Source organism: Porphyromonas sp. C0026D3, assembly GCF_056590775.1.
In genome coordinates this window covers 74,532-99,719 of sequence record NZ_JBWPWU010000008.1, presented here as the reverse complement: position 1 = coordinate 99,719, position 25,188 = coordinate 74,532, and the positions used below count along the sequence as shown (strand labels likewise).

The 25,188-nt window shown below is 54.0% G+C and carries 20 protein-coding genes, 2 tRNA genes and 1 pseudogene; 19 read left to right on the top strand and 4 right to left on the bottom strand.

Going from position 1 to position 25,188, the window contains the following annotated elements; all coding sequences use genetic code 11:
- Positions 1 to 2 precede the first annotated feature (2 nt).
- The 8 genes from AC1EK1_RS07630 (at position 3) to AC1EK1_RS07595 (ending at position 10,347) form a co-directional block, all read left to right on the top strand.
- Complete coding sequence (locus tag AC1EK1_RS07630; RefSeq protein ID WP_480306562.1) at positions 3 to 335, top strand: hypothetical protein; 333 nt, start codon at positions 3 to 5, stop codon at positions 333 to 335.
- Entirely contained in the window at positions 322 to 2,268 is a 1,947-nt protein-coding gene (locus AC1EK1_RS07625) for a hypothetical protein (protein WP_480306561.1), read from the top strand. Before AC1EK1_RS07630 ends, AC1EK1_RS07625 begins: the two co-directional genes overlap by 14 nt.
- A gap of 6 nt (positions 2,269 to 2,274) precedes the next feature.
- Positions 2,275 to 4,275 (top strand): hypothetical protein, encoded by a 2,001-nt coding sequence (locus AC1EK1_RS07620; RefSeq protein WP_480306560.1) that lies wholly within the window; start codon positions 2,275 to 2,277, stop codon positions 4,273 to 4,275.
- Complete coding sequence (locus AC1EK1_RS07615) at positions 4,256 to 8,188, top strand: hypothetical protein (protein WP_480306559.1); 3,933 nt, start codon at positions 4,256 to 4,258, stop codon at positions 8,186 to 8,188. Before AC1EK1_RS07620 ends, AC1EK1_RS07615 begins: the two co-directional genes overlap by 20 nt.
- Before the next feature lie 252 nt (positions 8,189 to 8,440).
- Positions 8,441 to 8,944, top strand: coding sequence for an HU family DNA-binding protein (locus tag AC1EK1_RS07610; RefSeq protein ID WP_480306558.1), 504 nt, complete (start codon positions 8,441 to 8,443; stop codon positions 8,942 to 8,944).
- A 92-nt stretch (positions 8,945 to 9,036) separates the two neighbouring features.
- A complete protein-coding gene (locus AC1EK1_RS07605) occupies positions 9,037 to 9,561 on the top strand; it encodes a hypothetical protein (protein WP_480306557.1) in 525 nt (174 codons plus the stop codon).
- Positions 9,518 to 9,937 carry a structural protein P5 gene (locus AC1EK1_RS07600; RefSeq protein WP_480306556.1) on the top strand — a complete coding sequence of 140 codons (420 nt, stop codon included), beginning with the start codon at positions 9,518 to 9,520 and terminating at the stop codon, positions 9,935 to 9,937. The genes AC1EK1_RS07605 and AC1EK1_RS07600 overlap by 44 nt, the downstream gene beginning before the upstream one ends.
- Positions 9,934 to 10,347: a hypothetical protein gene (locus AC1EK1_RS07595; protein WP_480306555.1), complete on the top strand. Its 414-nt coding sequence runs from the start codon at positions 9,934 to 9,936 to the stop codon at positions 10,345 to 10,347. The genes AC1EK1_RS07600 and AC1EK1_RS07595 overlap by 4 nt, the downstream gene beginning before the upstream one ends.
- A 3-nt stretch (positions 10,348 to 10,350) precedes the next feature.
- On the opposite strand, the gene AC1EK1_RS07590 is transcribed toward AC1EK1_RS07595, so the two are convergent.
- Entirely contained in the window at positions 10,351 to 11,604 is a 1,254-nt protein-coding gene (locus AC1EK1_RS07590) for a phage integrase SAM-like domain-containing protein (RefSeq protein WP_480306553.1), read from the bottom strand.
- A gap of 225 nt (positions 11,605 to 11,829) precedes the next feature.
- Positions 11,830 to 11,903, bottom strand: a tRNA-Asp gene (locus tag AC1EK1_RS07585).
- Positions 11,904 to 12,058: 155 nt separating this feature from the next.
- Here AC1EK1_RS07585 and AC1EK1_RS07580 point away from each other — a divergent pair.
- Positions 12,059 to 12,143: transfer RNA gene (locus AC1EK1_RS07580), tRNA-Ser, on the top strand.
- 700 nt (positions 12,144 to 12,843) lie between these two features.
- On the opposite strand, the pseudogene AC1EK1_RS07575 reads toward AC1EK1_RS07580, so the two are convergent.
- Positions 12,844 to 13,399 (bottom strand): annotated as a pseudogene (locus tag AC1EK1_RS07575) (phospholipase D-like domain-containing protein); the annotation flags it as partial.
- Between the two features lie 302 nt (positions 13,400 to 13,701).
- A complete protein-coding gene (gene eno, locus AC1EK1_RS07570; RefSeq protein ID WP_480306551.1) occupies positions 13,702 to 14,982 on the bottom strand; it encodes a phosphopyruvate hydratase in 1,281 nt (426 codons plus the stop codon).
- 248 nt (positions 14,983 to 15,230) lie between these two features.
- Between eno and AC1EK1_RS07565 the strand changes: the two genes are divergently transcribed.
- The 10 genes from AC1EK1_RS07565 to ruvA all read left to right on the top strand — a co-directional run bounded on the left by AC1EK1_RS07565 (position 15,231) and on the right by ruvA (position 25,174).
- A complete protein-coding gene (locus AC1EK1_RS07565; protein WP_480306549.1) occupies positions 15,231 to 15,575 on the top strand; it encodes an MmcQ/YjbR family DNA-binding protein in 345 nt (114 codons plus the stop codon).
- A 97-nt stretch (positions 15,576 to 15,672) separates the two neighbouring features.
- Positions 15,673 to 16,101 carry a type II 3-dehydroquinate dehydratase gene (locus tag AC1EK1_RS07560; protein WP_480306548.1) on the top strand — a complete coding sequence of 143 codons (429 nt, stop codon included), beginning with the start codon at positions 15,673 to 15,675 and terminating at the stop codon, positions 16,099 to 16,101.
- Positions 16,102 to 16,188: 87 nt separating this feature from the next.
- Positions 16,189 to 17,679 (top strand): pyruvate kinase, encoded by a 1,491-nt coding sequence (gene pyk, locus AC1EK1_RS07555; protein ID WP_480306547.1) that lies wholly within the window; start codon positions 16,189 to 16,191, stop codon positions 17,677 to 17,679.
- Positions 17,648 to 18,319, top strand: a complete 672-nt coding sequence (locus AC1EK1_RS07550; protein ID WP_480306546.1) for an O-methyltransferase — start codon at positions 17,648 to 17,650, stop codon at positions 18,317 to 18,319. Before pyk ends, AC1EK1_RS07550 begins: the two co-directional genes overlap by 32 nt.
- A 1-nt stretch (position 18,320) precedes the next feature.
- Positions 18,321 to 18,695 carry a 30S ribosome-binding factor RbfA gene (gene rbfA, locus AC1EK1_RS07545; RefSeq protein ID WP_480306544.1) on the top strand — a complete coding sequence of 125 codons (375 nt, stop codon included), beginning with the start codon at positions 18,321 to 18,323 and terminating at the stop codon, positions 18,693 to 18,695.
- Positions 18,673 to 19,872, top strand: coding sequence for an FtsX-like permease family protein (locus tag AC1EK1_RS07540; protein WP_480306542.1), 1,200 nt, complete (start codon positions 18,673 to 18,675; stop codon positions 19,870 to 19,872). Before rbfA ends, AC1EK1_RS07540 begins: the two co-directional genes overlap by 23 nt.
- 217 nt (positions 19,873 to 20,089) lie before the next feature.
- On the top strand, positions 20,090 to 22,135 hold the full coding sequence (locus AC1EK1_RS07535) for a transketolase family protein (RefSeq protein WP_480306540.1): 2,046 nt from the start codon (positions 20,090 to 20,092) through the stop codon (positions 22,133 to 22,135).
- Positions 22,132 to 22,584 (top strand): ribose 5-phosphate isomerase B, encoded by a 453-nt coding sequence (gene rpiB, locus AC1EK1_RS07530; protein WP_480306538.1) that lies wholly within the window; start codon positions 22,132 to 22,134, stop codon positions 22,582 to 22,584. Before AC1EK1_RS07535 ends, rpiB begins: the two co-directional genes overlap by 4 nt.
- Positions 22,581 to 24,575 carry a M3 family metallopeptidase gene (locus tag AC1EK1_RS07525; protein ID WP_480306537.1) on the top strand — a complete coding sequence of 665 codons (1,995 nt, stop codon included), beginning with the start codon at positions 22,581 to 22,583 and terminating at the stop codon, positions 24,573 to 24,575. Before rpiB ends, AC1EK1_RS07525 begins: the two co-directional genes overlap by 4 nt.
- Entirely contained in the window at positions 24,572 to 25,174 is a 603-nt protein-coding gene (gene ruvA, locus AC1EK1_RS07520) for a Holliday junction branch migration protein RuvA (protein WP_480306535.1), read from the top strand. Before AC1EK1_RS07525 ends, ruvA begins: the two co-directional genes overlap by 4 nt.
- The last annotated feature ends 14 nt before the right edge of the window (positions 25,175 to 25,188 follow it).

Sequence of the window (25,188 nt, the reverse complement as noted above, 5' to 3'; positions counted from 1 at the left end):
CCATGACCCAAATACTGCAGATACTTACTGCAAATGGGTACAGCCCGAGCGAGGTTATGGATAGCACCCCGCTCTGGCTTTGTCGCATATTGATACGAGGGCTGGTCTATAGGGATATGCACCTACGAAGTGAGCAACGACTGCAGCGCCTACTGATAGCGCAACCATGGAGCAAGGTAGATTTGTCACCGGAGGACATGGGCGTATTTGAGTGGGAGGACACCCCCGACAACGAGATTCCACCGGTCAATATTGAGGAGATGAGAGCGCAAGACAGTGCGGTTATTGCAGACATACGCAACACATTAAAGGATAGAGACAATGGCAAACGCTGAAATCAAGGTAAAAATAAAAGCCTATGACGAGGGCTTTGCAGCCGGCATGCAGTCAATGCGCAAGGAGACGGATCGACTAAAAGCGCAACTCTCCAAGACTAATCAGAGCAGTCAAGGGTTTGGAGCCACTCTTGGAAGTCTCAAGGGGGCTTTTGGGACACTTGGAGCAGTCATCGGCGGAGGTACTGTGGCTATGGAGGCATTCAAACGCACGATGGAGGGCACACAGTCTACCTCAGATACCTTTGCCTCTGTCACCGAGGGGTTGTCGGCCGGGGTGGATCACTTTTTCCAAACCTTGGCAGATGGTGACTGGAGCAACTTCCTAGACGGGCTCTCCACGTCAATAGAGATGGGGCGTCAGTTATACGACACATTAGACACACTGGGCGACATGCAGTGGGCCTTTGGGATCAAGCATGCGGGCATGCGCAATGAGTATCAAAAACTGCAACTCAAAGTCCGAGACGAGAGTGTACCTCTGGAGGAGCGCAAGCAGGCAATGGCGGAGTTTGAGCGGATGACGGACGAGTTTGAGCGTGACAACAAGCGGATGGCGGACAAGAACATAGAGGCGTTTGCCCAACAAATGAGCAAAGCCACCGGCCTACAGCTCAACAGCAAGTCAATAGAGCTATACCGGTGGACGCAGGAGCATGAGGGAGCACCAAAGACCCGAGATCAAAAGATTGTCCAAACCCTTATTGACATAGAGGATCAGATTAAGCAGGTAAGGGCAAAAGGTACCGTGACAGTAACCACAAGCAGTCCAACGGTAGGAGGCATGATCACGACCCAAACGCTGACCAAGGAGGCGCAGGCAAAGATAGATGAGCTCAACCGCAAGGCCGAGCGGATCGGCAAAAGGTTCCCCGACCACTACAACGCCTACAAGACGATAAACAAGCTGGGAGACGAGGAGCGAGACAAGGCTAAGCGGTTTTTTGAGCAGTCCGAGGCACTAAAGGGAGAGGCAGACAGCTACCGAGTGTCACTGATCAGGCTCAAGAGCAGACTGGGCAAGGAGGGCAACCGACAGGGAGGCGGTGCGGTGGCAAGGAAGCGTGAGGGACAAGCTCCGGTGATGAGTGCGGACTTTGCCAAGGATATAAGCGAGGAGGGACGCAGACTGATAGAGGCACGGAAGCCCACAGTGCTACCGATCCGCCCGGTGCTGGCACAGACCCCGGAGATCATCCGAGGGCTGGAGCAAGACATAGAGCGGTTGCAAGCTCAACTCTCCAACGCTGACACAGCGGACAAGCGACGAGCCATCAAGGCCAAGATAGCCCAAAAGCGGGAAGACATAGCTGAGATGAGGAGTGGGTACGAGATCAAGGGTTTGCCGGAGCTACCCAAGGTAGAGATGGACAAGGACGGACTGAGTGATGTACTGGACGCCAATATGCAATTAGTGGACAGCTTTGGCAGTCTGGGCAGTGCGATAGCCGCCATGGCTGGCGAAAGCGACAATGCGATAGTATCGATAACACAGTGGGTGGGTACGCTACTCTCCTCCATAGGCACAGCGATACCGGCAATAACGACCCTAACAGCACTACACAAGGCCAAGGCAACAGCTCAAGCCGAGGACGCAGTGACGGGCGCAGGAGCGTCAGTGGCCAACATACCGGTGGTGGGGGCGATAATGGCGGTGAGTGCCATAGCCGGAGTGATAGCCGCCATGGCCAATATGCCCAAGTTTGCGACCGGAGGAGTGGTCAGAGGTGCGAGCCACACAGGAGACAAGATATTGGCGAGGCTCAATGCGGGCGAGCTGGTACTCAACACAGCACAGCAGACCCGCCTGGGACAGATCATCGACCGAGCGGACGCAGGAGGCGGGGCAGGCGGACGAGTGGAGTTCAAGATCCGAGGCGAGGAACTGGTAGGTGTCCTCACCAAACACGGACGCAGGACAAGTAGGACATAAAGAGATATGTGGCAGACTAGTCTATTGAGTGCCAACGGACGGCACTACAGTATTGAGATAATAACGGACGTCACCCCCGCACCCAAGGAGTGGCGACTACTGCATGATCGGCCAATAGAGCTGATCACGGACGGTGTCACACCTATAGTAGACGCCGTGCAGTCCACCAGGTGTATTGTGCGCCTCTACTGTACCGCCAAAGATAATCTCACCAAGCTACTGATGAGCGATACCAACACCGTTCGGATCTTGATAAGCAGAGACACTCTCCCGGTGTGGGGCGGGTATCTGGATGTCGAGGGGGTGGAGGTCCCGGAGCCTTACGAGCGTGGGTACCGGGCGGAGCTGAGCTTTGGCGACTTTTTGCCTCTCAAGCTGTCCCGATACACACCTGAGGGGATCATAAGCATACGTGAGGCACTGTCCAAGACGGTAGGAGCGTATGGTGTGCCTATCAAGACGGACGGAGCTCATGCAGTAGCCGGGCTATCTGATCAGTATGTGGACACGGGACTGTTGGACGATGACTGTAGCAAGTACGACCTATTGGAGCTGGTAGCCAAGACCCTTTGTGCCACAGTGCGTCAGTATGGAGCTATCCGCTTCGACAGCCCACTACGGCATACACAGCTCACCCCCCAAGGGATACGCTACACCTACGGCGAGGACAATATCACCTCTATAGGAAGGGTGTACAACACGATCAACTACAAGCTATCGTCAACCAACAGTTGGGAGAGCAAGGGGGCTGTGGTAGATCTGGTCTCGGCGCAGGAGCAGTCGGGTGAGGATGGAGCAAAGTACAGAGAGGGGACCATAGGCAACTCCGACCATACATTTACGGCGGTGGAGCCGGGTGTACGAGGATTCGGATTGGCACCCTCAGAGAGTGAGGGCTACACCTATGGTCTGCTCGTCAGAGAGCACAAAGATTACAAGGGCTGGATCCCCAAGACGCAACAAGACGGAGAGCCGGTGAGCATTGGGCGCAAACTGATGGAGCAGGTGAGCAAACCCCTGAGAGGTGGATCCGACCGGGTCAATGTTTCGGCCTTTGCCTACTATGCTTTACCTATGTTGAGCAAAGACCAACGGCAGTACCTTGCTACCGCCCGAGTTCACGACAAAATTGACCTTTTCCTACATATCCCGGCACGCATCACGCTGGAATACAGGGATGGGAGCAAACTGTACTGGGGGAGCTCAGGCTGGACAAGGTCAGAGGCAACGACAACACTCATGTACCGGCACGGTGGTTTTTCTGTCGCACCGTCAAACTGCACGACCCTAGCCGACAGCAAATCGGCACTGGATAGCAAAGGCGACGGACACTACAAGGGTGGACCCGAGGGACTTACCTTACCATTACCCGGGGGAAAATTGCTCAACGCACGTGTTCGGGTGGAGGTCTATGACGGTGTCTTTTTCACCCTGGCCGAGCACCAGATCACACACAAGGGCTGGTTGCTGGAGTACACCTCTCCGCACTTGATGTGGTGGAGCCATGTCAACGAGCAACTAGGTGCACCGCTGGTGCAGTACTGGGAGATCATGGGAGACACCAAGGAGGTACAGCCCGGGGGGCTAGTGCTGCAGGGAGTCTCCATCACGAGCGAGACCGAGAGGGAGGAGCAGGAGCTGGAGCTACAAGCCTATGTCTCGCCTGAGGTCACCGAGGAGATCACCTACGAAGCAACCGTGAGCACCTGGGAGAGCATACCGGCCTGGACCTATACCCTACCGGGGGGAGGAGACTATATGCGGGTCAAGCAGATAGGCAACAAACAGCACTGGGAGGTGGTGGTAGAAGCTATCCTCAAGCTCTATGGGGCGAGAGGGGAGCGAGCACAGCTGACTGTGGCGGAGGATCCGCAGGGGCAGGTGTACAGCTATGGGGAGAGACGTTATTGGCTCACCGGGTGCAGATACAGCATACGGGAGAGCCGGGCAACACTGGATTTACAACAAATATTGGATACAGATTGGTATGGCGAGGCGCAAATATAACTACATCATCAACGACAAGACAAGCGGACTGGCGCGCAAACGCATCACCCCTAAAAGAGTGGAGGATACCCCCGAGCTCACAGTCGACAGGGGGGTATATCTCCCCGGCACGGTGTACAACAGAGGGGATAGAGTAGTGCACGCCGGTATTGTATGGCAGGCACTGAAAAGCACGAGCACTGCCCCCGGCTTTGACGGCGACACTTGGCGGTACGTTTCGCCCCTGGACCCTACGACAGCAGAGCTCAAGCACACGGTATCCGGGGAGATCATCAAGGGCACCGGCACTGCACATCTGTATGTGCAGGTGATCATATCAGGCTTTGAGGTGACAAGCAGGACGTCGTCCGGTTTGTCGGTGGGGGAGCAGTCCTCCGCCCTTGAGGTGACACGCCCCTACAGCGACCAGCCGTGGTTTTTTGTCCTCAAGCCGAAAGGCGAGATCAAGACCGCCGAAGTGTGTACGGTGCAGATCAAGCACGAGGCACTGAGGCAGTCGCTGACTACTGCTGTGCTACTGATCCCCGACGGCGCAACACTCACCGTGGAGGAGCTACAGAAGTTGCGTGGGACGGCACAAAGAGTTGGCGGAAACCGCATAGTGGCCTATCTGGACAAGGAGATACCCATCCGGGCGAGAGAGCAGGCCGAGGCCAAGGCCACACGAGAGCTAAAGGGGCTACTCTCCGAGCTGGACAAGCTACGACTGGAGAGCAAGACCACCACCGCCGACGTATCCGCCAAGATAGGCGAGATCCTGAAGACCCTCAACCAACAGCAGGAGCAGATAGACGGCGAGGTGTCCAACTGGTTTTACCCCGGCGCACCTGCCGTGGACAAAAAGCCCGAGAGCGAGTGGACGACCAACGCACACAAAGCCCGCCACATCGGGGACACCTACACCTCTACTGACAAGGAGGGCCCCTACATGGGCAAGTCGTGGCGGTACACCACCAAGTTTGAGTGGCAGGAGATAGCCGACACACTCATTAGCCAAGCACTGTCCAAAGCAAAGGAGGCGCAAGCCACAGCGGACGGCAAAAGCACCACGCACTTAACCAAACCAACCCGGTACGAAGAGGGCGACACGTGGATAGTCGAGAGCAACCTCACCCTGGACGGCAAGCCCATCAAGGCCGGCACACTGCTCTTTGCGACCGCCACCTCCGAGATCTTTGTACCCGCACACTGGCAGGACAAGACACGGTACCTCACCGCCATCCGGCAAGCCTACACCGACGCAGTCTCCAAAGCCAAGGAGCTGGACGGCGAGATACAGGTCGGCGGGCGCAACCTCGCCGTGATGTCAAGGATGATACCCGGCTATCTTTTTGGAGATTACAACAAAGGCAACCCGGGAGACAAGGACTACAAGGTAATGCTGTATAAAGACTTTGCCTACGACCCGACCTACCACGAGTGGGACGGAGCAATGCCACTGACATTTAAGCTCAAGAAGGGTGGGGTGTCAGTACCGATCATACATTACCACGATAAGGATAAGGTGTTTATAGGCTGGTCGTTTGACTGGAGTGAGAGACCGGCAGGCTACACAAAGACCCTGACACCACCAGCAAAGACCGCCTATATCCGCATTGGTTTCCCTTGCTCAAATCCCGTAGTCAAAATCGAGCGTGGCACCATCGCCACCGATTGGACCCCCGCACCAGAAGACCTACAGGCAGAGATAGACGCCATCAACGCCAATCCACCACGGATCAATCCAACAACAAAGACTTGGGAGGTCTATGTCCCATCGCAGGGTAAGTACATCGATACCGGGCGCACTAGTGTAGGAGATGACGGCAAAGCCCCCAAGATACTCAACGGCAATTGGCATGAGTGGGACGGCACCAAGTACACCGACACGGGGGTAAAGGCACTAGGCCGAGACGGCCAAACACCCTACCTACACATCGCCTATGCCGACATCAACCTCGACAGCGACAAGTACCCCCAAACAAAACAGTGGAATGGCTACAAAAGCACCGTTGAGAGAGATGGAAACATCTACACCGTCAAGCGAGGAGCAGGCGGTCCATGCGGTGTCATGGGATTCACCGGCACACGAGGAGCCACGGCCTGGTTTGTGGCAAGCGTCACCAATGTAGGCGACACCCCGATGGAGGTCCTGACCAACGGCTTTGCATTCGACGGACGCATCCGCCAACCACTCCCCCCGGGAGATACATTTAGCGGAATATGGCAGGTACGGTGCAGGAGCGACTACGACTTCGTACAGTTCCAGTTTTCCTCCAAAAACGCAGACCGCATCCAAGCCCGAGTGGACACCTGCGCACTCTACAAAAGCAACCCCATCACCAACTTCACGCACTCCGCACTCACCGAGCGGACACACATCGGACAATACACCGACACCACCCAAGCCGACAGCACCGACCCGATGCGCTACAGCTGGAGCCGGATCAAAGGCGAGGACGGCAAGTCGGCATTCGCCCTGAGGCTAGAGCATACCGACGGCACTGTGATAGGAGGGAAAGTCAACGGGGATATGTACCTGACACTCCGCCCCACATACGGAGGAAAAGAGATACAGATCACAGACGAAGTGGACAACCCGGACAAAGAAATTCACTACGAAGACACCACAATAACCTACAACCTAGGCGACGGCTGGAAATCTGCAGACGAGCAAGACCTCGAAATGCAAGCCCTGCCAATCAATGGCGAGGAAGCCCCCAAAGGGATTTGGGTGATGGCGACAGCGAAATACAAGGGGATGGTCGCAAGCGACACACTCTACATACCCAACCTCCCGGACCCACGAGAGCTGGCGGAGCTCAAGAGCGGGCTGTCCAACGCCAACACCGCCATAGCCACACTCGACAAAATAAGCAAGGAGCTGCAGAGTGGCAAACTCGACGCAAGCAAGTTCGCCGACATCCGCTACCTCCTCGACGCCCTCCAAAAAGGCACCACGCAGGTCGCAGGCGGGCTCATTTTGTCCAAGATCATAGCCCTCTCCAACCAAGTAGACCGCATCACCGCCTACCTCTCCGGCTACGACGGAAGCAACGGCGACGGCAAAATCCTCCGAGCCGGGATCAAGTACGACACCTCGGGAGCCGACACCGGAGAGGAGGAAATGCACCTCAAGCACAACGGAGAAGCCAAGCTCGGCGCCTGGACCATCCAAGGCGACAGTATCACCAACAACCCCACCCCCGACCAATACCGGGTACGACTCGACGCACTCCGGGGCGAGCTCTCGATAGACCGAGGACGAGGATCCAACCAAGGAGCCTACATCGGCAAAGACGGAGTCTCCTCCAACCGAGCACGCTGCCCGATATACCCCCCAAGTTTAGGAGCGACCGGGGGAGCAGCCATTGCAGGAGATGTACAATTCACCGACGGAGACGGACGGAGACCAACCGCAGGGTTTAGCCTAAACAACACACTGGAGCGAGAAGAGCAGTACATGAAAGATGAGGCCATCTTCGCCAAATACGCAGGTGTGGCCGGCACCACCAGTGAGTACGCAGACCCCAAGTACTACCGCAACTACGGAGGCTACTTCGAACACCTACGGGTCGACGGCCTGGAGCTCATGGTCCGGACGATATGGGAGGCCGACACCCCCATCCAAGTCCGCTCCATAGACTGCCGACTACTGCTGGTCAACCCCAAAAACCCCGAGGTCCGACTCCCCCGAGCCGACACCGTCTACCCCGGCTGGACACTCGACGTAGCCTGGAACAACTCCTCACGCTGGCTGGGACTGGAGACAACCGACGGCACAGCCATGGTCCGCCAAAAAGACATGGGCGTGACACGGACAGAGTTTTCGGAAGCCACCGGCACGTTCCGAGTGACCCGCATACGACGAGACCACAAGGTCGGTGACAAGCCGGTAGCCTGGTATGTCGAGTTCATCAGCTGGATCAAGTAGCGGTCATGGGGGGAAGGACCCAACCAAATGTACATTTGAAAAAAACCAAATGTACATATGAAAAAACCAAATGTACATTTGAGCCAACCCAAATGTACATTTGAACCAACCCAAATGTACACTCTGTGGGACCGAATGTACATATGGTGGGACCAACTCACTTCTTCCGAGAAACAGCCCCGACCGATCGGGAGAAGAGAGAGACGAGAGAAAAGAATTCGGTAGGGGAAAGTGTTTTAATATCAACTATTTATGAAGTACAGAATCGTACAGAAGAAAGGGCTTGCCAAGGGTGGCGAGCGAAAGACCATGCAACTGGCCTCTCAGGTCAATCACGGGCGAATCACGACCCGACCACTTGCGGAGGAGGTGGCGCAGATTACCTCTCTCGGCCGTGGTGACGTGTACAACGTACTGTCGACCATCTCGGACGTGGCTATGCGCTATGTGTCCATGGGGTACTCGGTGGAGCTGGGCGAGCTGGGGACGTTCACACCCCGCCTGTCCGCCAAGGCAGTACCGCTGAATGAGGTGTACGGCCGTGAGCATATCCGTGGCGTGCTGGCACGGTTCACGCCGAGTGTCGTACTGAAGGAGGCTTTGCAGAAAGTGACCTTCGAGCTGGTGGAGAGTGAGGAGGAGAAGAAGAAGCGCAAGGCCAACAAGACCGGCAGTGGCACCTGCCCTGCCCCCAATACTCCCGGCGGTCCCTCGCACGGTGAGGGGACTAACCCCCCGAGCGGTGGTAACCTGTAATGGATAGCCGGCGCCGACGGTGGCAACGGCCGAGCCCGGCTCCCCGAAATGCCACCGGCGGTGCCTTCCCTTTTTTCCCTAAACCCACACGTATGTACAACCTGATAGAGCAAATCCGAATCGGTATCGTAGCCATCTGGGCCGTGGTGATGACCGCACTGGCCCCCACCACCAATGCCCTGGTGCTACTGGTCATTTTCGCCCTCTCCAACGCCTTTGTGGGCTACCAAAGCAACAACATTACGCTGGGGGAGGCCTTCTCGTTCAGCAAGTTTTGGCGAGCCGGCATACAGCTACTTATGTACATGGGGCTGGTGGTGCTACTGCACACGGCCTTTTATGTCTTCGGCGACACCGACAAGTCCCTTTTTGCTACCAAGGTGGTAGCGTGGATAGCAGTCTGGGGCTACACGGTCAAGATTTTGCAAAACTGCCTGAAGATAGCCCCCAAGACCCGGGGGCTGAGGCTACTGTACACGATACTGGCCGTCAAGTTTGTAGGCCGACTCCTGCGAGAGTGGGGGCTGGACGTGGACGATAGCGACCTGCAAAACATTCTGAAAGATCAAGACAATGGAAAAGAACGACAAGACCCCAAGGGGGATCCGAAACAATAACCCCCTGAATATCGAGCGCACCGGCGACAAGTGGCTGGGCATGAGAGCCGAGCAAAGCGATCCAAGGTTTGTGCAATTTGAGACCACAGCCTACGGCTACCGAGCCGCTATCGTGATCCTGCGTAACTATGTGGCACGCTACGGGCTAAAGACCCTCCGACAAGTCCTCCACCGCTGGGCACCCCCCACCGAAAACAACACAGACGGGTACCTCTCCACCGTCTCACACCGAGCCAAGATCCTACCCGACACTCCGCTAAACATGTGGAATGTGGAGCCCGTCACCCGACTACTGGAGGCCATGACCTATGTAGAGTGCAGACAGCCCGGGGACCGCACCGCTATCCACACCGCCTACAGCCTACTCGAGCAATGATACGGATCAGTTGGGGGCTTTTGGGCATAATAGCCTTGACACTCTCGGGGTGCGCCTCAGCACGAAAGACTCAGCGTACCGAGTATCTGACGGGGCATGGGGTCACCTACACAGTCGACACCACCCGCACAAGGTACACCGTGGAGGTGATCAATGAATACCTCCGTGATACGCTGGTACGCACCATCTACAGAGAGGTAAGCGACGAGCGCAAAGGTGCGACACAGCTACATGACACAGTGTACATCGACAGGGTGGACACAGTGGAGGTGTCTACCGGTGACTCCGCCCCGGTCGGAGAGGGAGTGGCGGAGCTACAGCAGAGCCGGGAGCGCACCGCCACCAAGTGGCTGGCTATCGTGGTGATCCTATCCGCTACAGTCGTGGCGTGGCGCCTTTTGCGCCGGTAGGCCTCACCTTTTGCCATACAGCACAAGGTCGATCACCCGACGGTTGGCGTCATCCACTTTGCCTTGGTCAAAGTCTATGTATATATCCGTGACCGTGTTACCCCCATGACCGAGAGCGTGGGCAATGGTGTCCTTTGGAATGTCCAGACTAGCGGCTATCGTCGCCCAAGTGTGCCGAGCCCAGTAGGTGCTAATCTCCGGCTGTAGTGGGTGGTGGGTGCGCCGACCCTGCTTGCCAACGGTGGTGTCCCCTATCTTTTTCAAGGCACGGTTGCAACGGCTGAGGTAGTGCGAGTAGTCCTTGTATCGGTCAAAAGGAGAGAGGAGGTGCGTTTTGCCCCTGTAGCGGTCAATGATGGCCTGCGCCTCCGGCTCAACCTTGATGGAGTAGAGCCTGCCCGTTTTGGACCGACGGTAGTAGATACGCCCGTTTTCTACCTCCGTGACGCCTGCCAAGTCTACCATATTGATCCCGATGAGTAAAAAGATGAGCTTGAAAATGTCTAAATACACTTGCTCATCCTCCGTGGTGGGTGCGCCAAAAAACGCCCGCAACTCCTCCACCGACAGCGAACGCTTGCGGGTCGCCTCCTGCTTGATCCTGAATCGGCGAAACGGGTAATTGTCTGTCAACTCCTCGTCAATGGCAAAGTTGCAGACCGAACGTAGGTTGCGCAAGTGGATAGACACCGAATTCACGGCAAGCCCCGAACCAAGCAACCGGCCCTCAAACCTGCGAAGCCACCCCACATCCAAATCATCAAAGACGGTGCCTGCCCCATCCTCGCCGAGAAAAGCCCGAACCTTGTTGAACGTATCCCGGTAGCTTTCCCGGGTCTTGGGCTTTTGCTTGGCGCCGATAACCCCCATGAAGACATTGAGGAGCGTATCGCCCGGGGACTGCACCCCGTCCTCATTGAGGGCGTCGGGGTCATCCAAGTATTTGAGGAGTACAGCCTTTACCGCAGACGCCGTCCCCAACCCCTTGAGGTGCCCATTGAGCTGAAGAAAAAGAAGCCCCTCCGAAATAGCCCCGATCCGAGAGGAGAGATAGTTGTTCAGCACCGCCCTCCTCGGGTGGGACGTTATTTGCCTCGTCTGTGCGCTCCACTGCTCCTCCGCCAAGTCTATCCCCAAAGGGATAAGAGCAGTGGTGGAACGCACAGAGAAAGTCGCTACAAGCGGAAACGTGCCATCCCCTTTTTGCCTACGCTTGTCAAGTCGCACCCCCACTTTTATCTCCTTGAAACCTGCCATAATACTAGACCAATCACTTTGAGTTACCTTAGTGTTTTCCGGGGTAGTGACGGTTGCTCGTGATTTGCTCGTGATTTGCTTGCATTTGCTCATAATTGTTCGTTTTTTGCCTTAAAATGCCCGCAAATCCAAGCGATAAACACCTCAAAAATCCACCAAAATAGCCCTATTTACACCAAAAACAAAGGCGTTAAAGTGTTGATTTCCACACTTTAACGCCTCTTGCGGTCTGGACGGGACTCGAACCCGTGACCTCCTGCGTGACAGGCAGGCATTCTAACCAACTGAACTACCAGACCAAATGCTCATCAGTTTTGTTTTGCTCTGCAAAGATACGAAAATTTTTGACACCACCAAAATATCGGAGCAAATAATTACCGATCAACACATCCGCAACATTTTCGTTTTGGCAAACGAAATAAAATAGCTACCTTTGCAACGCTTTTAACCCCCCGGAGGGGTGGCAGAGTGGTCGATCGCGGCGGTCTTGAAAACCGTTGAAGTGAGAGCTTCCGGGGGTTCGAATCCCTCCCCCTCCGCAAACAAGGATGTAAATCAATCCATGATTTACATCCTTTTTTCTTTCCACGCCCCAAAATCCATTATTCCGGACTTATTGCCTTTCTTTTGCCGCAATATCATCGTATCCCTGAATGCAATACCTGTCACACATAATGATTTACGGATATATTAGAGTAAGCAGCGATAAGCAAACAGTAGAAAATCAGCGTTTTTGTGCAACAAAAAAAATTCTATTTGTGACTTTGCAACTTCCGATAGCTGGATCATACTTTCTCCTATCGAGCAAAGCATTAAGAGGAAAATAGAAGCCGTTGGCACACCATTAAAGGACTGGAATATAAAAATCTACAGAGGTGTTCTTACAGGTTGCAATGAAGCATTTATTATCAATACTGCAAAGCGCAATGAAATCTTGGGAAATTGTCAATCTAATGAGGAACGAGTAAGGACGGCTGAACTTATACGACCTATTCTCTGCGTGGCAGGGATATTAAGAGGTATGGATATGAGTGGGCCAATATATGGTTGATTCCACTTTTTCCATCACGGTGTTACAATATTGATGAGTACCCAGCTGTCAAGCAACATTTACTTTCATTCGGCATTGAACGATTGGAACAAACAGGAAAAACACATGTCGTCAATGGCAAGAAAGTGAACGCCCGGAAAAAGACCAATAACAAATGGTTTGAGATTCAAGATAACATCAGTTATCGGGACATCTTCATGTTGTGTCATCTTGACATTGAACTCATACTGCTGTTCTTCGGTAATACCAAGACAGATTGCTGGAACCTGTTATAGCCATGCCTTGGGTATATTGATTGAAGTCATCAGGATAGAGTACATATATTTTGGCATGTATCTTCTTTGATGGATGGACGCGTAACTCCAACTTATCGTCAATAAGATCTTGCACCATCTGAAATATGTCTTTTTCCACCTCCTTTCTGTAGTTGGAACTTTCAATGTCCTTGCGAATACGATGAAGATAATCCTGCTTTACATCTTCGGCGCCAAAGGAAAGTTTACCTTGTCGAAAGGCTTCCGTAATATACTTATCCACATCTATGCCAATAAGTGCCCTTACCTTGTTGATCCTGTCAAGGAATGGACGCAGCGGAAAATAGCCAGATGCACGTAGAAAGCCAACGACAGCATCAAGATTTCTAATTTGTGGATTATGCAACAGCACCCCCTCAAACTCTTTCATTAAAGTATTCCCCCTCCTATTGGTGAAGATGTGGGAATTCGATGGTTGAATTGTACTCATATAGTTTTTATTTTGATTACAAGTCTATGAACTTATACGGAATAAAACGAAGAAAATAGAGCATGAGGCATAACCTATTTTTCGGCTTATCGCCTTTTCGCACTTTTTTGTGTGCAAGGGAGAAACCGAGAGCAGGCGTCTTCGGACCACAGCCTAGGAGTTGCTTTCGCACAGAACTAGCGGGTTGAAATCTTTGGATATTGCGATGACAATGCCAGAAGAGTATAAAAATATGGAGGAGGGTGCGTCCGATGGACGCACCCTCCTCCATGTATTGGGATAATAATGTCCGGCCTACCGGCTTACTTGATACGCTTGTAGCCGTAGACTGCCTGATCTCCCAGTTCTTCCTCGATGCGGAGGAGCTGGTTGTACTTGGCCATACGGTCGGAGCGACTGAGTGACCCGGTCTTGATCTGTCCGGAGTTGGTGGCTACTGCGATATCGGCGATGGTAGCATCCTCTGTCTCACCGGAGCGGTGGCTGGTGACAGTGGTGTAGCCGTGACGGTGTGCCATCTCAATAGCGTCGAGTGTCTCGGTGAGTGATCCGATCTGGTTCACCTTGATCAGGATAGAGTTGGCGCACCCTAGTTCGATACCCTTGCGGAGGTAGTCCACGTTGGTCACAAATAGGTCATCACCCACGAGCTGGCACTTGGCACCGATTGCATCGGTGAGTTTTTTCCATCCGTCCCAGTCGTTTTCGGACATACCATCCTCGATGGAGTCGATGGGGTACTTGCTGATGAGCTCTTGGAGGTAAGCCACTTGCTCGTCTGCTGTGCGCTTGGCACCCTTGTCGCCCTCAAACTTGGTGTAGTCGTACACTCCGTTTTCGTAAAACTCGCTAGATGCGCAGTCAAGTGCGATGGTCACATCGCTACCGGGCTTGTAGCCTGCGGCTTCGATTGCCTTGATGATGCTGTCTAGGGCATCCTCGGTACCGTTGAGTGCCGGAGCGAAACCGCCCTCGTCACCTACAGCTGTGCTGAGGCCGCGTCCCTTGAGGACCTTCTTGAGTGAGTGGAAGACCTCGGCTCCCATGCGTAGCCCTTCACGGAAGGACTTGGCACCCACGGGACGGATCATGAACTCTTGGAAGGCGATGGGGGCATCACTGTGTGAACCACCGTTTATGATATTCATCATTGGCACAGGCAGTGTATAGGTATTGGTTCCGCCAATGTAGCGGTACAGTGGCAGTCCGAGTGCGTCTGCAGCGGCCTTTGCGACAGCCAGAGATACACCTAGGATGGCGTTGGCACCTAGTTTGCTCTTGGTGGGGGTGCCGTCCAGCTCCAGCATCTTGTGGTCGATACGACGTTGCTCGGTGGCGTCCATCCCGAGGAGCTCAGGAGCGATGACATTGTTGACGTTTTCTACAGCCTTGAGGACACCCTTGCCCTCGTAGCGGTTTTTGTCACCATCACGTAGCTCCAGCGCCTCGTGCTCACCGGTGGATGCTCCACTGGGGACGGCTGCGCGGCCAAAAGCTCCACAAGCCAATAGTACTTCTACTTCTACGGTTGGGTTGCCACGAGAGTCGAGGATCTCGCGAGCGTGGATGTTTACAATTTCCATGTTTTTATTGCTTTATTGTTGTTTGAAAAAATGATTGCCATTGATAACCTTGCACTTAATCTTTCTCTCTCCTACAAAGATACCAAAAACAGTGGATACCCGATCGACCATCCACTCGCCCGGTACTATGAAGCTCACTTTTCTCCAATAACTGGATCTCGGGTGACGGTGATCTTTTGCTACATTTGCGTAGGTGGGTGAGGTGTGTCACATTATTGGAAGTATGTCTTATGTCAAAGGATGACTGCATGGATTACGAGCGGCTGCCGGAGTCGTTTTTGGCTCACCCCGGTGCAACCGAAGAGTACAAGGCGGAGTGGCAAGCAACCCTCTATCGTGTTGGTGGCAGGATCTTTGCGATCTTTCACGAGGACAAGGAGGGCAATCCGTACCTTTCGTTCAAGAGCGTACGTGCGGAGGTGGAGGAGTTGTACGGACGACATGAGGGGCTGATTCCGGGCTTTCACTTCAATAAGCTACACTGGACTTCTGCCCGAATGGATCTAGAGGTACCGGCGGATCTCATAGCGCGCTTGGTGGCTCGCTCCTATGAGCTTGTCTGCACCGGATTGCCCCGTCGGTTGCGTCCCTAAATCGGGGATATTTTTTACAGATGTATCTGCACGGCGTGTAGTTTTTTGGTACCTTTGTGATAAGTGGGTGTTGTCACTACTTTTTGAGCACAATATTATGAGAACGATACACATCCTCAATGGTCCCAACCTGAATAGACTTGGCTCACGGGAACCGAGCATCTATGGCACGACGGCGTTTGAGGACTACCTGGAGCGATTGCGCGACCTTTTTCCGAGCGTGGATCTGGTCTACTATCAGTCCAATCACGAGGGAGACTTGATCGACTATCTGCAAAGTGCTATCGGTGACGAAACAATAGGCGTGGTGATCAATGCCGGCGCCTACTCCCACTACTCCTATGCTATCGCAGATGCGATCCGAATGGTACCGTGTCCTGTGGTAGAGGTCCACATCAGTCACTTGGCCACTCGTGAGCCACACCGTCACATGACTGTGCTCACCGAGGTGTGTGAAGGAATGATCATGGGCTTTGGTCTGGACGGCTATCGACTGGCAGTCGCTCATCTGGTGGCACGTAAGTGACCCACCTAGGGAAAGAAAGGGAACGGATTGGGGGCATTTTTTTTGAAAGCATCCCGTAAAAAAGAACACATATTAGATCTTCATACAATGAATAGGCACAACTCCACCAAGATAGTGGCAACAATATCCGATCAGCGCTGTGATGTAGACTTTCTACGGCAGGTGATCTCCGAGGGCGTGAACGTGGTGCGACTCAACTCAGCCCACATGGACCACAAAGGCTTTGACCGAGTCATCGGGAACGTGCGGTCGGTAGATCCTCACGTGGCCATCCTCATGGATACCAAAGGCCCCGAGGTACGTACCACAGTCACCCCCGAGCTGATCCGCTACTCTACTGGAGAGCATGTGGACATCATCGCTGACCCCAGTGTCGGCACCACGCGCGAGGTGATTGCGGTCAACTTCCCGGGATTCGTACGAGATGTAGGCGAAGGTGACCTCATACTCATCGATGACGGCATGCTGGAGCTACAAGTCCGCCAAAAAGAGGAGGGGGTCCTCCACTGCGAGGTACTCAATGATGCAGAGTTGGGATCACGTAAGAGTGTCAATGTACCCGGGGTGAATATCGACCAGCCCTCCCTGACCGAGCGCGACAAAGACACCATACGCTACTCGATAGAGAATGGAGTGGACTTCATCGCACACTCTTTTGTCCGATCCAAGCAAGATGTGCTCGACATCCAGGCCATCTTGGACGAGCACAACAGCCCGATCAAGATTATCGCCAAGATCGAAAACAGCCAGGGGGTCGAAAACATAGAGGAGATACTGGATGCCGCCTACGGTGTGATGGTTGCGCGCGGAGACCTCGGAATCGAGATCGACATGGAGAAGATCCCGGCCATACAAGCCAGAATAATACACACCTGCCTACTCAAGAAAAAACCGGTGATCGTGGCCACACAGATGCTACACACCATGATCACCAGCCCGAGACCGACACGTGCCGAAGTGAGTGACGTGAGCAGCGCCATCCTCATGAATACCGATGCCGTGATGCTGAGTGGAGAGACGGCCTATGGCAAGTACCCGGTCGAAGCGGTGAGGGTGATGAGCAAGATCATCCGAGAGGCTGAGCTACACAAGCAAAAGAATGGGGAATCGAGGATAAAAAGGGGAGACAATGAGGAGCTCAATGTCACTAGCTTCCTTGCCAAACAGACTGTCAAATCCGTGGAAAAGCTGGGTGTAAAGGCCATCATCACCGATCCGGTGTCCGGTCGGACGGTCCGCAACCTATCCGCCTATCGTGGCAAGGCACCGATCTATGCCATGTGTTTTGAGGATCGCAAGTGTCGGGAGCTTGCTCTCAGCTACGGGGTCTTCCCCTTCTTCCGCGAAAGAGGTGAGCGTGCAAGTGCCCAAAAAGCGGCTTTCATGCACGATGCGGTCAAGGTCCTCATACAGAATGAATGTCTTCAGCCGGATGACCTCGTGGCCTACATCGGTGGCACGCTTTTCACACAACTGGGGACAACGACACTGACCATCAATAGAGCAAAAGACGCCATAGACTTCTACGAAGACAACGGCCAGTCCAATGAATGCGACTTCCACTCCGACTCTGAGTGAGACGCTCCGAGAGATCGCACTCGATCGATACATCAGCCGGCACTCCGAGCCCGAGCCCGAGGTGCTCCGACAGTTGCGCCATAGAGCCAACCTACAGCTTGTGTACCCTAGGATGGTCTCCGGACACCTCCAAGGACGCTTGCTCAAGATGCTGGTACGCATGATCCGACCTCGCAACATACTGGAGCTGGGCACCTTTGCCGGATATGCCACGATATGCATGGCAGAGGCTCTTGCACCGGGTGCACGCCTCACCACTGTAGAAGTGGATGAGGAGCTAAAGCCCTTCATTGAGCAAAGCCTGAAAGAGGCCGGTGTACGCGACCGCGTGGATACGGTATATGCAGATGCCGAGCGACTGCTTGAGGAGCTGGACCTCAGCCACTACGATCTCGTATATCTCGATGCCAACAAGCGACGCTATCCGCACTACTACGAACTACTCCTTTCGGGGTTGCCAAGCGGGGCTTTTGTACTAGCCGACAACACACTATGGGGCGAGAAAGTACTAGACTCAACAGGGCATGACCCTCAGACCGACGGCATCCGATCGTTCAACGAATTGGTTGCCGACGATGACCGAGTAGAGAAAGTCCTGCTACCCCTAAGGGATGGACTAACCCTCATATATGTAAAGTAACATGGACACACTACGAACCACCAAACTAGCTCGACTGATCCAAAAAGAACTGGGCGAACTCTTTCGCCTGGAGACCCAAAAGATGAGCGGCGTGATCATATCCGTCACCGACGTTGACCTCAGCCCGGACCTCAGCAATGCCCGAGCCTACCTTAGTATCTTTCCGGATGCTAAGCAGGAAGAGGTAATGCACTTGGTTGAGCAAAACACTGGAGTCATACGCTACAACCTCGGTAACCGGATGGCTTCACAGCTGAGGCGCATCCCGTCACTAACCTTTGAGTTGGACCGCACCGAAGAGTATGCTCGCAAGATCGACAAACTCTTGGACGAAAATCGACCGGTAACTCCGGATGGCACAAACGAAGAGAAATAGCCTGTCGGTCGCCCTTTTCATCGCATGGCGCTACTTTTTCTCCCCCAAAAGGACCAATGCGGTGAACATCATCTCCATCGTCTCGGTACTAGGCATTGCACTGGTAGCCATGGCGATGGTCTGTGTCCTCAGCATCTTCAATGGTTTTGAGGCCTTTACCGATGACCAACTCTCCGACCTCACAGCACCCTATGTCCTACAGCGTACCGACGGAGCCGCCTTCTTGCCGGACACACTGGACGTGGAGGGAGCACCGGTATTGACCGGACAGGCAGTAGCCACTTTTGAGGGCAATACCGTCCCCGTCACCTTGGTAGGGGTTGACTCTCTCTACACTGATGTTGTCCCGCTGGAACACTACACGACAGAAGGGGTCTTTGACCTCGGTGAGGATGAAGCTCCGGCCGCCGTCGTTGGGATTGGCATAGCGGCAGACCTCGGAGCCGGGGCAGGCTACCTATCGCCCCTAAAAGTCATGACCCCAAAGCGCATAGGCCGGATCTCCACCATCGTACCGATACGCAGCTTTTTGGTCGAAGACCTCTACATTTCCGGCCTATTCCGCACAGACCAAGCAGAGGACAACACAGACATCTACCTACCGATCGCCACCGTCCGACGCCTACTACAGTACACGAATGGGGAAGTCAATCGTATCGCTCGCACCACTCCCTACAACGGCTCGTTGCCAAAAGGATATGAGCAACTCACCCGTCGCGAACAACACCCAGAGGTCTATCGGGTTCTTATCATCGAGAAGTGGGTCTCTGCCCTGCTCTTACTCTTTGTCCTCCTGCTGTCACTCTTCAGCGTCATCAGCACCCTCGGCATGCTCATTATTGAGAAAAAAGAGGATACCACAACCCTCTCCGTCCTCGGAGCACGACCTGCCCTGCTGGACAAGATCATCATCCTCGAATCCTGGTTGCTATCGATCTCCGGCACCACTATCGGAGTCGTCACAGGAGTGGTCCTTGTTATCCTACAAGATCGATATGGGTTCCTACGGCTGGGGGATGGTAGTAGTGACTACCTACTCGACTCCTATCCCGTACTGCTCAGGCTACCTGATGTGCTTGGCGTAATCCTTGTAATCCTACTGATCGGATGGATCAGTAGTAGGATCGCCTATCGACTCTTTAGGCGCCCCACCTCCGCTCCGCATGCAGAGGGCTGAAAAGAGACTGTCGGCCACCGAAACCCATACAGACAACGGCTCGCAACCCACCAGGAAGAAGGGTTGTGAGGAAATTTTGGGCAAAGGGGTTGTTTTTGCGTACCTTTGTATAGGTAGTGGGCTGACTTTTTGTCGGGGAGGAATAAGGAACACAGTAGATAAGCCTGCTTTTTTTCGGAGACTAAGCTATATCTGATCAATCAAAACCATACACACTATGAACACGAACCCTTCTATCTCACTCAGAGGTGCTGACAACCTACGCATTCTAGCCCTCTCAATGGTTGAAAAAGCCAAATCCGGTCACCCCGGCGGTGCTATGGGTGGTGCGGATTTTGCGTACATACTCTTCTCGGAGTACCTGGAGTACAGTCCATCCGATCCCACATGGATGGCGCGTGACCGCTTTTTCCTTGACCCCGGGCACATGTCACCTATGCTGTACGGAGTGCTGGCAATGAGTGGTCGCATGACGATGGAGGACCTCAAGAGTTTTAGGCAGTGGCAGAGTGTCACTCCGGGACACCCGGAGCTAGATGTCGCACGTGGGATCGAAAACTCATCTGGCCCACTGGGACTGGGTCATGCTCTGGGCATAGGTGCGGCTATTGCGGCCAAGAAGTATGAGCAAAAGTTTGGGAAGGAGCTGATGCGTCAGCGGATTTTTGCCTACATATCCGATGGGGGAATTCAAGAGGAGATTTCACAGGGAGTGGGACGCATGGCCGGTCACCTGGGGCTGGACAATCTGGTGATGTTTTATGATGCCAATGATGTACAACTCTCCACACGTGTGACCGATGTGACCGAGGAGGATGTAGCGATGAAGTACCGTGCTTGGGGCTGGGAGGTCCTCGACATAGATGGCAATGACCACAACCAGATCCGCCAGGCACTGGACACCGCTATCGCCGTAGAGGGCAAGCCTACCCTGATCATTGGACATACGCTGATGGGGAAGGGGGCAATAGGCAAGGACCACGAGTCGTATGAGGACCTCATATCTACCCATGGTCAGCCCCTCTCCAATGCCGGTGCCTGCGCCTCTGCGACCATTGAGGCATTGGGTGGCAACCCGGAGGATCCATTTTGCCTCTTCCCGGAGGTGCGTGAGGTATTTGCGAAGCGTACCACTGTACTAGAGGAGAAGTACCAACAGTGGAAGGACAGATACAAAGCTTGGGCACAGGCCAATCCGGCTTTGGCAGAAGAGTATCACCGCTGGCTGAACACCTCTGTGGACTATATTGAGTGGGACAAGATTGAGCAAAAGGCGGATGGGCCTACTCGCAATGCGTCAGCAACTGTCCTAGGTGTACTTGCTGAACAAGTACCCAACATGGTAGTAGCCAGTGCCGACCTATCCAACTCGGACAAGACCGATGGATTTTTGAAAAAGACCAAACCTATCGTCCGTGGGGACTTCTCCGGAAAGTTTTTGAACCCCGGAGTCTCCGAACTCTCTATGACCGCACTCTGCATGGGTATGACTCTGCATGGCGGTATGATCACGGCGTGTGGCACATTCTTTGTCTTCTCCGACTACCAAAAGCCGGCGATCCGACTTGCCGCCTTGATGGGCCTGCCGGTGAAATTTGTATGGACACACGATGCCTTTCGGGTCGGTGAGGATGGGCCCACACACGAGCCGGTCGAGCAAGAAGCACAGATCCGCCTGATGGAGAAGCTCCAAAACCACAACCACCAAAACTCCATGCTTGTCCTCCGTCCGGCAGATGTGCATGAGGCTACTGTGGCTTGGAAAATGGCGATGGAAAACCAATCCACCCCCACCGGGCTAATCTTTTCGCGTCAAAACATCAAGAACCTCCCGGGCAACGACTACCAAAAGAGTCTACGCGCTGAGAGAGGAGGATATGTCGTGGTAAAGAGCGATCGTCCGGAGGCAGTACTCGTCGCCACAGGATCAGAAGTCTCCACCCTCGTAGCTGGTGCAGAGCTGCTCCGCAAGAGTGGAATAGAGGTGAACATCGCCTCGGTACCGAGCGAGGGGGTATTCCGGACACAACCTCAAGCCTACCAAGATGAGGTATTGCCCGAAGGGTTGCCAAGGTTCGGATTGACAGCCGGATTGCCAGTCAACCTGCAAGGATTGGTTCCCGAGGGCAAAGGGCAGATCTTTGGTCTAGAGTCGTTTGGCTTCTCTGCCCCTTACACTGTATTGGACGAAAAGCTCGGGTTCACAGCAGAGAATGTGGCACACAGGGTACGTCTGCTACTTGGAAAGGAGGTGGCACGATGATCAGAGGAGTCAATCGCATCGGCCTAGCCTCTGACCATGCCGGCTACTGCATGAAAGAGACGGTGAAGGAGTTTTTGTCAAAATGGGCACCTGAGGTGGAGCTTGTCGACTACGGTACGGACTCCACAGCAAGTGTGGACTACCCGGACTATGGGCGTAAGCTGGCCATCGCCGTCGCATCAGGAGAGGTGGACTATGGGATAGCCTCGTGTGGAACCGCCAACGGCATCTCCATGACACTCAATCGCTACGAGGGAGTCCGCGCCGCGCTGGTGTGGACCCGTGAGATCGCTGAGCTAGCTCGCAAACACAACGACGCCAATGTTCTGGCCATACCCGGTCGATTCGTCACTCTGGATGATGGGCCAAAGTTTGTTGAGTGTTTTTTTACAACCGAGTTTGAGGGAGGAAGACATCAGAAAAGAATAGATAAGATTTGCCGCAAATGAGCGAACGACTATACCCGGACTTTGAGCATCGAGATCCAGACACCCTTGCCCAAAAAGTGCGTCAAGGACTGGAGTCCTATCGTACTGAGATAAGCCGGATCAAAGCTGTACCTGAGAATGAGGCAGACTTTGCCAACACTGTCTTGGCGTTGGAAAAGAGTGGTAAGGATTTGGATGTAGCCAGTGCCTCGTTTTTCAACCTTCTGAGTTGCGATGCCGATGATCGACTGATGGAGCTCTCGCAGGAACTGACCATGGAGCTCACCGAGGTCGCCAACGAAGTAGGCATGGACCTGGGGCTGGCCCAAAAGGTACGTGCCATATACAATGCCGACCAGAGCCTCCTCGATGTACAAGATCGTCGACTCCTCTACCGTAGCTACGAGGGCTACAAAAACAGAGGCGCCTACCTGACCGATGACATTCGTACCGAGCTAAAGAGCCTGCACAAAGAGCTAAGCCTCGCCACCCTCAACTTTGGGCAAAACGTCCTAAAAGAACAAAACACCTACCGCCTCTCAATCATGGATGGAGAGTGCCTCAAGCGACTGCCACAAGCCGTACTGGACAAAGCGGCACACACGGCACAAGAAGCAGGTGTCAGTGGATGGGTATTTGACTTTAGCATGCCGGCGTACTCGGCTATCATGAAGTACTGCGACAGTCGTCCAATACGGGAAAAAATGTACCGCGACCACGGCAAACTGGGCTTTGACACCAACAAGGAGACCAAAAACACCACGCTGGTCTACGATATAGTACGACTTCGGACACGAATCGCCAACCTCCTCGGATACGACACCTATGCCGACTACACTTTGGCAGATCGCATGGCCAAAGACTCCACCTCCGTCTACGCAATGCTGGACCAACTACGCGATGCCTACCTGCCCATCGCTCAGAAAGAGGTGGCGACAGTACAAGAGCTAGCCTCGCGAGAGGGGCTGCAGGAACCCATGCAACCGTGGGACTGGAGCTACTACGCTGAGCTGTACCGCCAAAAGGAGCTGGCGTATGATGAAGAGGAGACTCGACCCTACTTTGGGCTACAAGACAGTGTGGAGGCCATGTTTGGCCTGGCATCGGACCTATATGGGCTGGCTTTTGTTCCCAACACCGAACTAAAGCCCTACCGTGACGAAGTGGAGGTATATGATGTCCTAGATGGGGACGAACTCATGGGGACACTGCTCATGGATTATTACCCACGCAAAGGCAAACAGAGTGGTGCTTGGATGACCAACTATGTGGAGGCCTACGACGAAGTGCGTCCGGTTGTGAGTTTGGTGATGAACTTCACCCCAACCACCGGCGACAAACCGGCTCTGCTCACAATTGGCGAGGTGAATACAATGTTTCACGAGTTTGGACACGGACTGCACGGGCTACTGACTCGTGTAAGGCATGCCTCACTAAGCGGGACTAACGTAGTACGAGACTTTGTGGAGCTTCCCTCTCAGCTGATGGAAAACTGGCTCCTGCAACCGGAGTTTCTCAAGTCTTTTGGGAAGCACTACCTCACCGGCGCAGTGATTCCGGACCATCTCGTAGAGGCAATCCGTCGCAGCAACCACTTCTTGAGCGGATATGCCTGTGTCCGTCAGCTGGGCTTTGGGTACCTCGACATGGCTTGGCACCATACCCTCCCGGCAAATCTGCCGAGCACCATCGACGAACTAGAGACTGCGGTCAATGACCCAATCCGTCTACTCCCCAAGGTTGATGGAGTGGCTATCAGTACCTCCTTTGGACACATCTTTAGCGGGGGATATGCGTCAGGCTACTATGGCTACAAATGGGCCGAGATCCTGGATGCAGACGCCTTTGAGGAGTATTTGTCGAGAGGGCTGAGAGATCGAGAGACCGCTCACCGCTTCCGGAGCGAAATTCTGGAAAAAGGAGACGTAGAAGAGGCCGAAGTGCTTTACAAAAACTTCAAGGGACGACCGGCTTCGATCGAGGCTCTCTTTCGTCGAGACGGACTGCTATGATCGAGTACATACAGGGCACAATTGCCGAAAAGACCCCCACTACCGCTGTAGTTGACCTACACGGCATAGGCTATCAGCTCTACATATCCGTCAATACCTCTACGGCACTGGTGGTCGGGCAGGATTACAAGCTACTGGTGCATGAGGTACTACGGGAGGACACGCATGACCTGTACGGTTTTGCTAGCGAGGAGGAGCGGATACTCTTCAGGCTACTCATCACGGTGAAAGGGATTGGTCCAAGCTCGGCACGGACGATGCTGAGTTCCTATACCCCAAAGGATTTGGCACGGTACATTGCAGACGAAAACAGCGCTGCACTCAAGACCGTAAAAGGGGTTGGCCCCCGAACGGCAGAGCGGATCATCGTGGAGCTAAAAAACAAAATCGCAGAGGCCATGCATGAGGGAGTCACTCCGGGAGGGACCGACAGCACGGAGGCGGTACCCCATGCTGTGCAGTACGAAGAGGCCGAAAAAGCATTTGTGGCACTGGGGTACACCCAGAGTCAGGCCCGAGCAGTAGTGGCAAAACTGGTGAAGCTTGATCCCGAAATGAGTGTCAACGACATGGTGAGGCAAGGCTTGCGTATGCTTTAGCATCTCTGGGTGGG

Bases quoted from the DNA above. Each gene is read 5' to 3' on its own strand.
- AC1EK1_RS07630 (WP_480306562.1), top strand. From the start codon at position 3: ATGACCCAAATACTGCAGATACTTACTGCAAATGGGTACAGCCCGAGC.
- AC1EK1_RS07625 (WP_480306561.1), top strand. From the start codon at position 322: ATGGCAAACGCTGAAATCAAGGTAAAAATAAAAGCCTATGACGAGGGC.
- AC1EK1_RS07620 (WP_480306560.1), top strand. From the start codon at position 2,275: ATGTGGCAGACTAGTCTATTGAGTGCCAACGGACGGCACTACAGTATT.
- AC1EK1_RS07615 (WP_480306559.1), top strand. From the start codon at position 4,256: ATGGCGAGGCGCAAATATAACTACATCATCAACGACAAGACAAGCGGA.
- AC1EK1_RS07610 (WP_480306558.1), top strand. From the start codon at position 8,441: ATGAAGTACAGAATCGTACAGAAGAAAGGGCTTGCCAAGGGTGGCGAG.
- AC1EK1_RS07605 (WP_480306557.1), top strand. From the start codon at position 9,037: ATGTACAACCTGATAGAGCAAATCCGAATCGGTATCGTAGCCATCTGG.
- AC1EK1_RS07600 (WP_480306556.1), top strand. From the start codon at position 9,518: ATGGAAAAGAACGACAAGACCCCAAGGGGGATCCGAAACAATAACCCC.
- AC1EK1_RS07595 (WP_480306555.1), top strand. From the start codon at position 9,934: ATGATACGGATCAGTTGGGGGCTTTTGGGCATAATAGCCTTGACACTC.
- AC1EK1_RS07590 (WP_480306553.1), bottom strand. From the start codon at position 11,604: ATGGCAGGTTTCAAGGAGATAAAAGTGGGGGTGCGACTTGACAAGCGT.
- eno (WP_480306551.1), bottom strand. From the start codon at position 14,982: ATGGAAATTGTAAACATCCACGCTCGCGAGATCCTCGACTCTCGTGGC.
- AC1EK1_RS07565 (WP_480306549.1), top strand. From the start codon at position 15,231: ATGGATTACGAGCGGCTGCCGGAGTCGTTTTTGGCTCACCCCGGTGCA.
- AC1EK1_RS07560 (WP_480306548.1), top strand. From the start codon at position 15,673: ATGAGAACGATACACATCCTCAATGGTCCCAACCTGAATAGACTTGGC.
- pyk (WP_480306547.1), top strand. From the start codon at position 16,189: ATGAATAGGCACAACTCCACCAAGATAGTGGCAACAATATCCGATCAG.
- AC1EK1_RS07550 (WP_480306546.1), top strand. From the start codon at position 17,648: ATGAATGCGACTTCCACTCCGACTCTGAGTGAGACGCTCCGAGAGATC.
- rbfA (WP_480306544.1), top strand. From the start codon at position 18,321: ATGGACACACTACGAACCACCAAACTAGCTCGACTGATCCAAAAAGAA.
- AC1EK1_RS07540 (WP_480306542.1), top strand. From the start codon at position 18,673: ATGGCACAAACGAAGAGAAATAGCCTGTCGGTCGCCCTTTTCATCGCA.
- AC1EK1_RS07535 (WP_480306540.1), top strand. From the start codon at position 20,090: ATGAACACGAACCCTTCTATCTCACTCAGAGGTGCTGACAACCTACGC.
- rpiB (WP_480306538.1), top strand. From the start codon at position 22,132: ATGATCAGAGGAGTCAATCGCATCGGCCTAGCCTCTGACCATGCCGGC.
- AC1EK1_RS07525 (WP_480306537.1), top strand. From the start codon at position 22,581: ATGAGCGAACGACTATACCCGGACTTTGAGCATCGAGATCCAGACACC.
- ruvA (WP_480306535.1), top strand. From the start codon at position 24,572: ATGATCGAGTACATACAGGGCACAATTGCCGAAAAGACCCCCACTACC.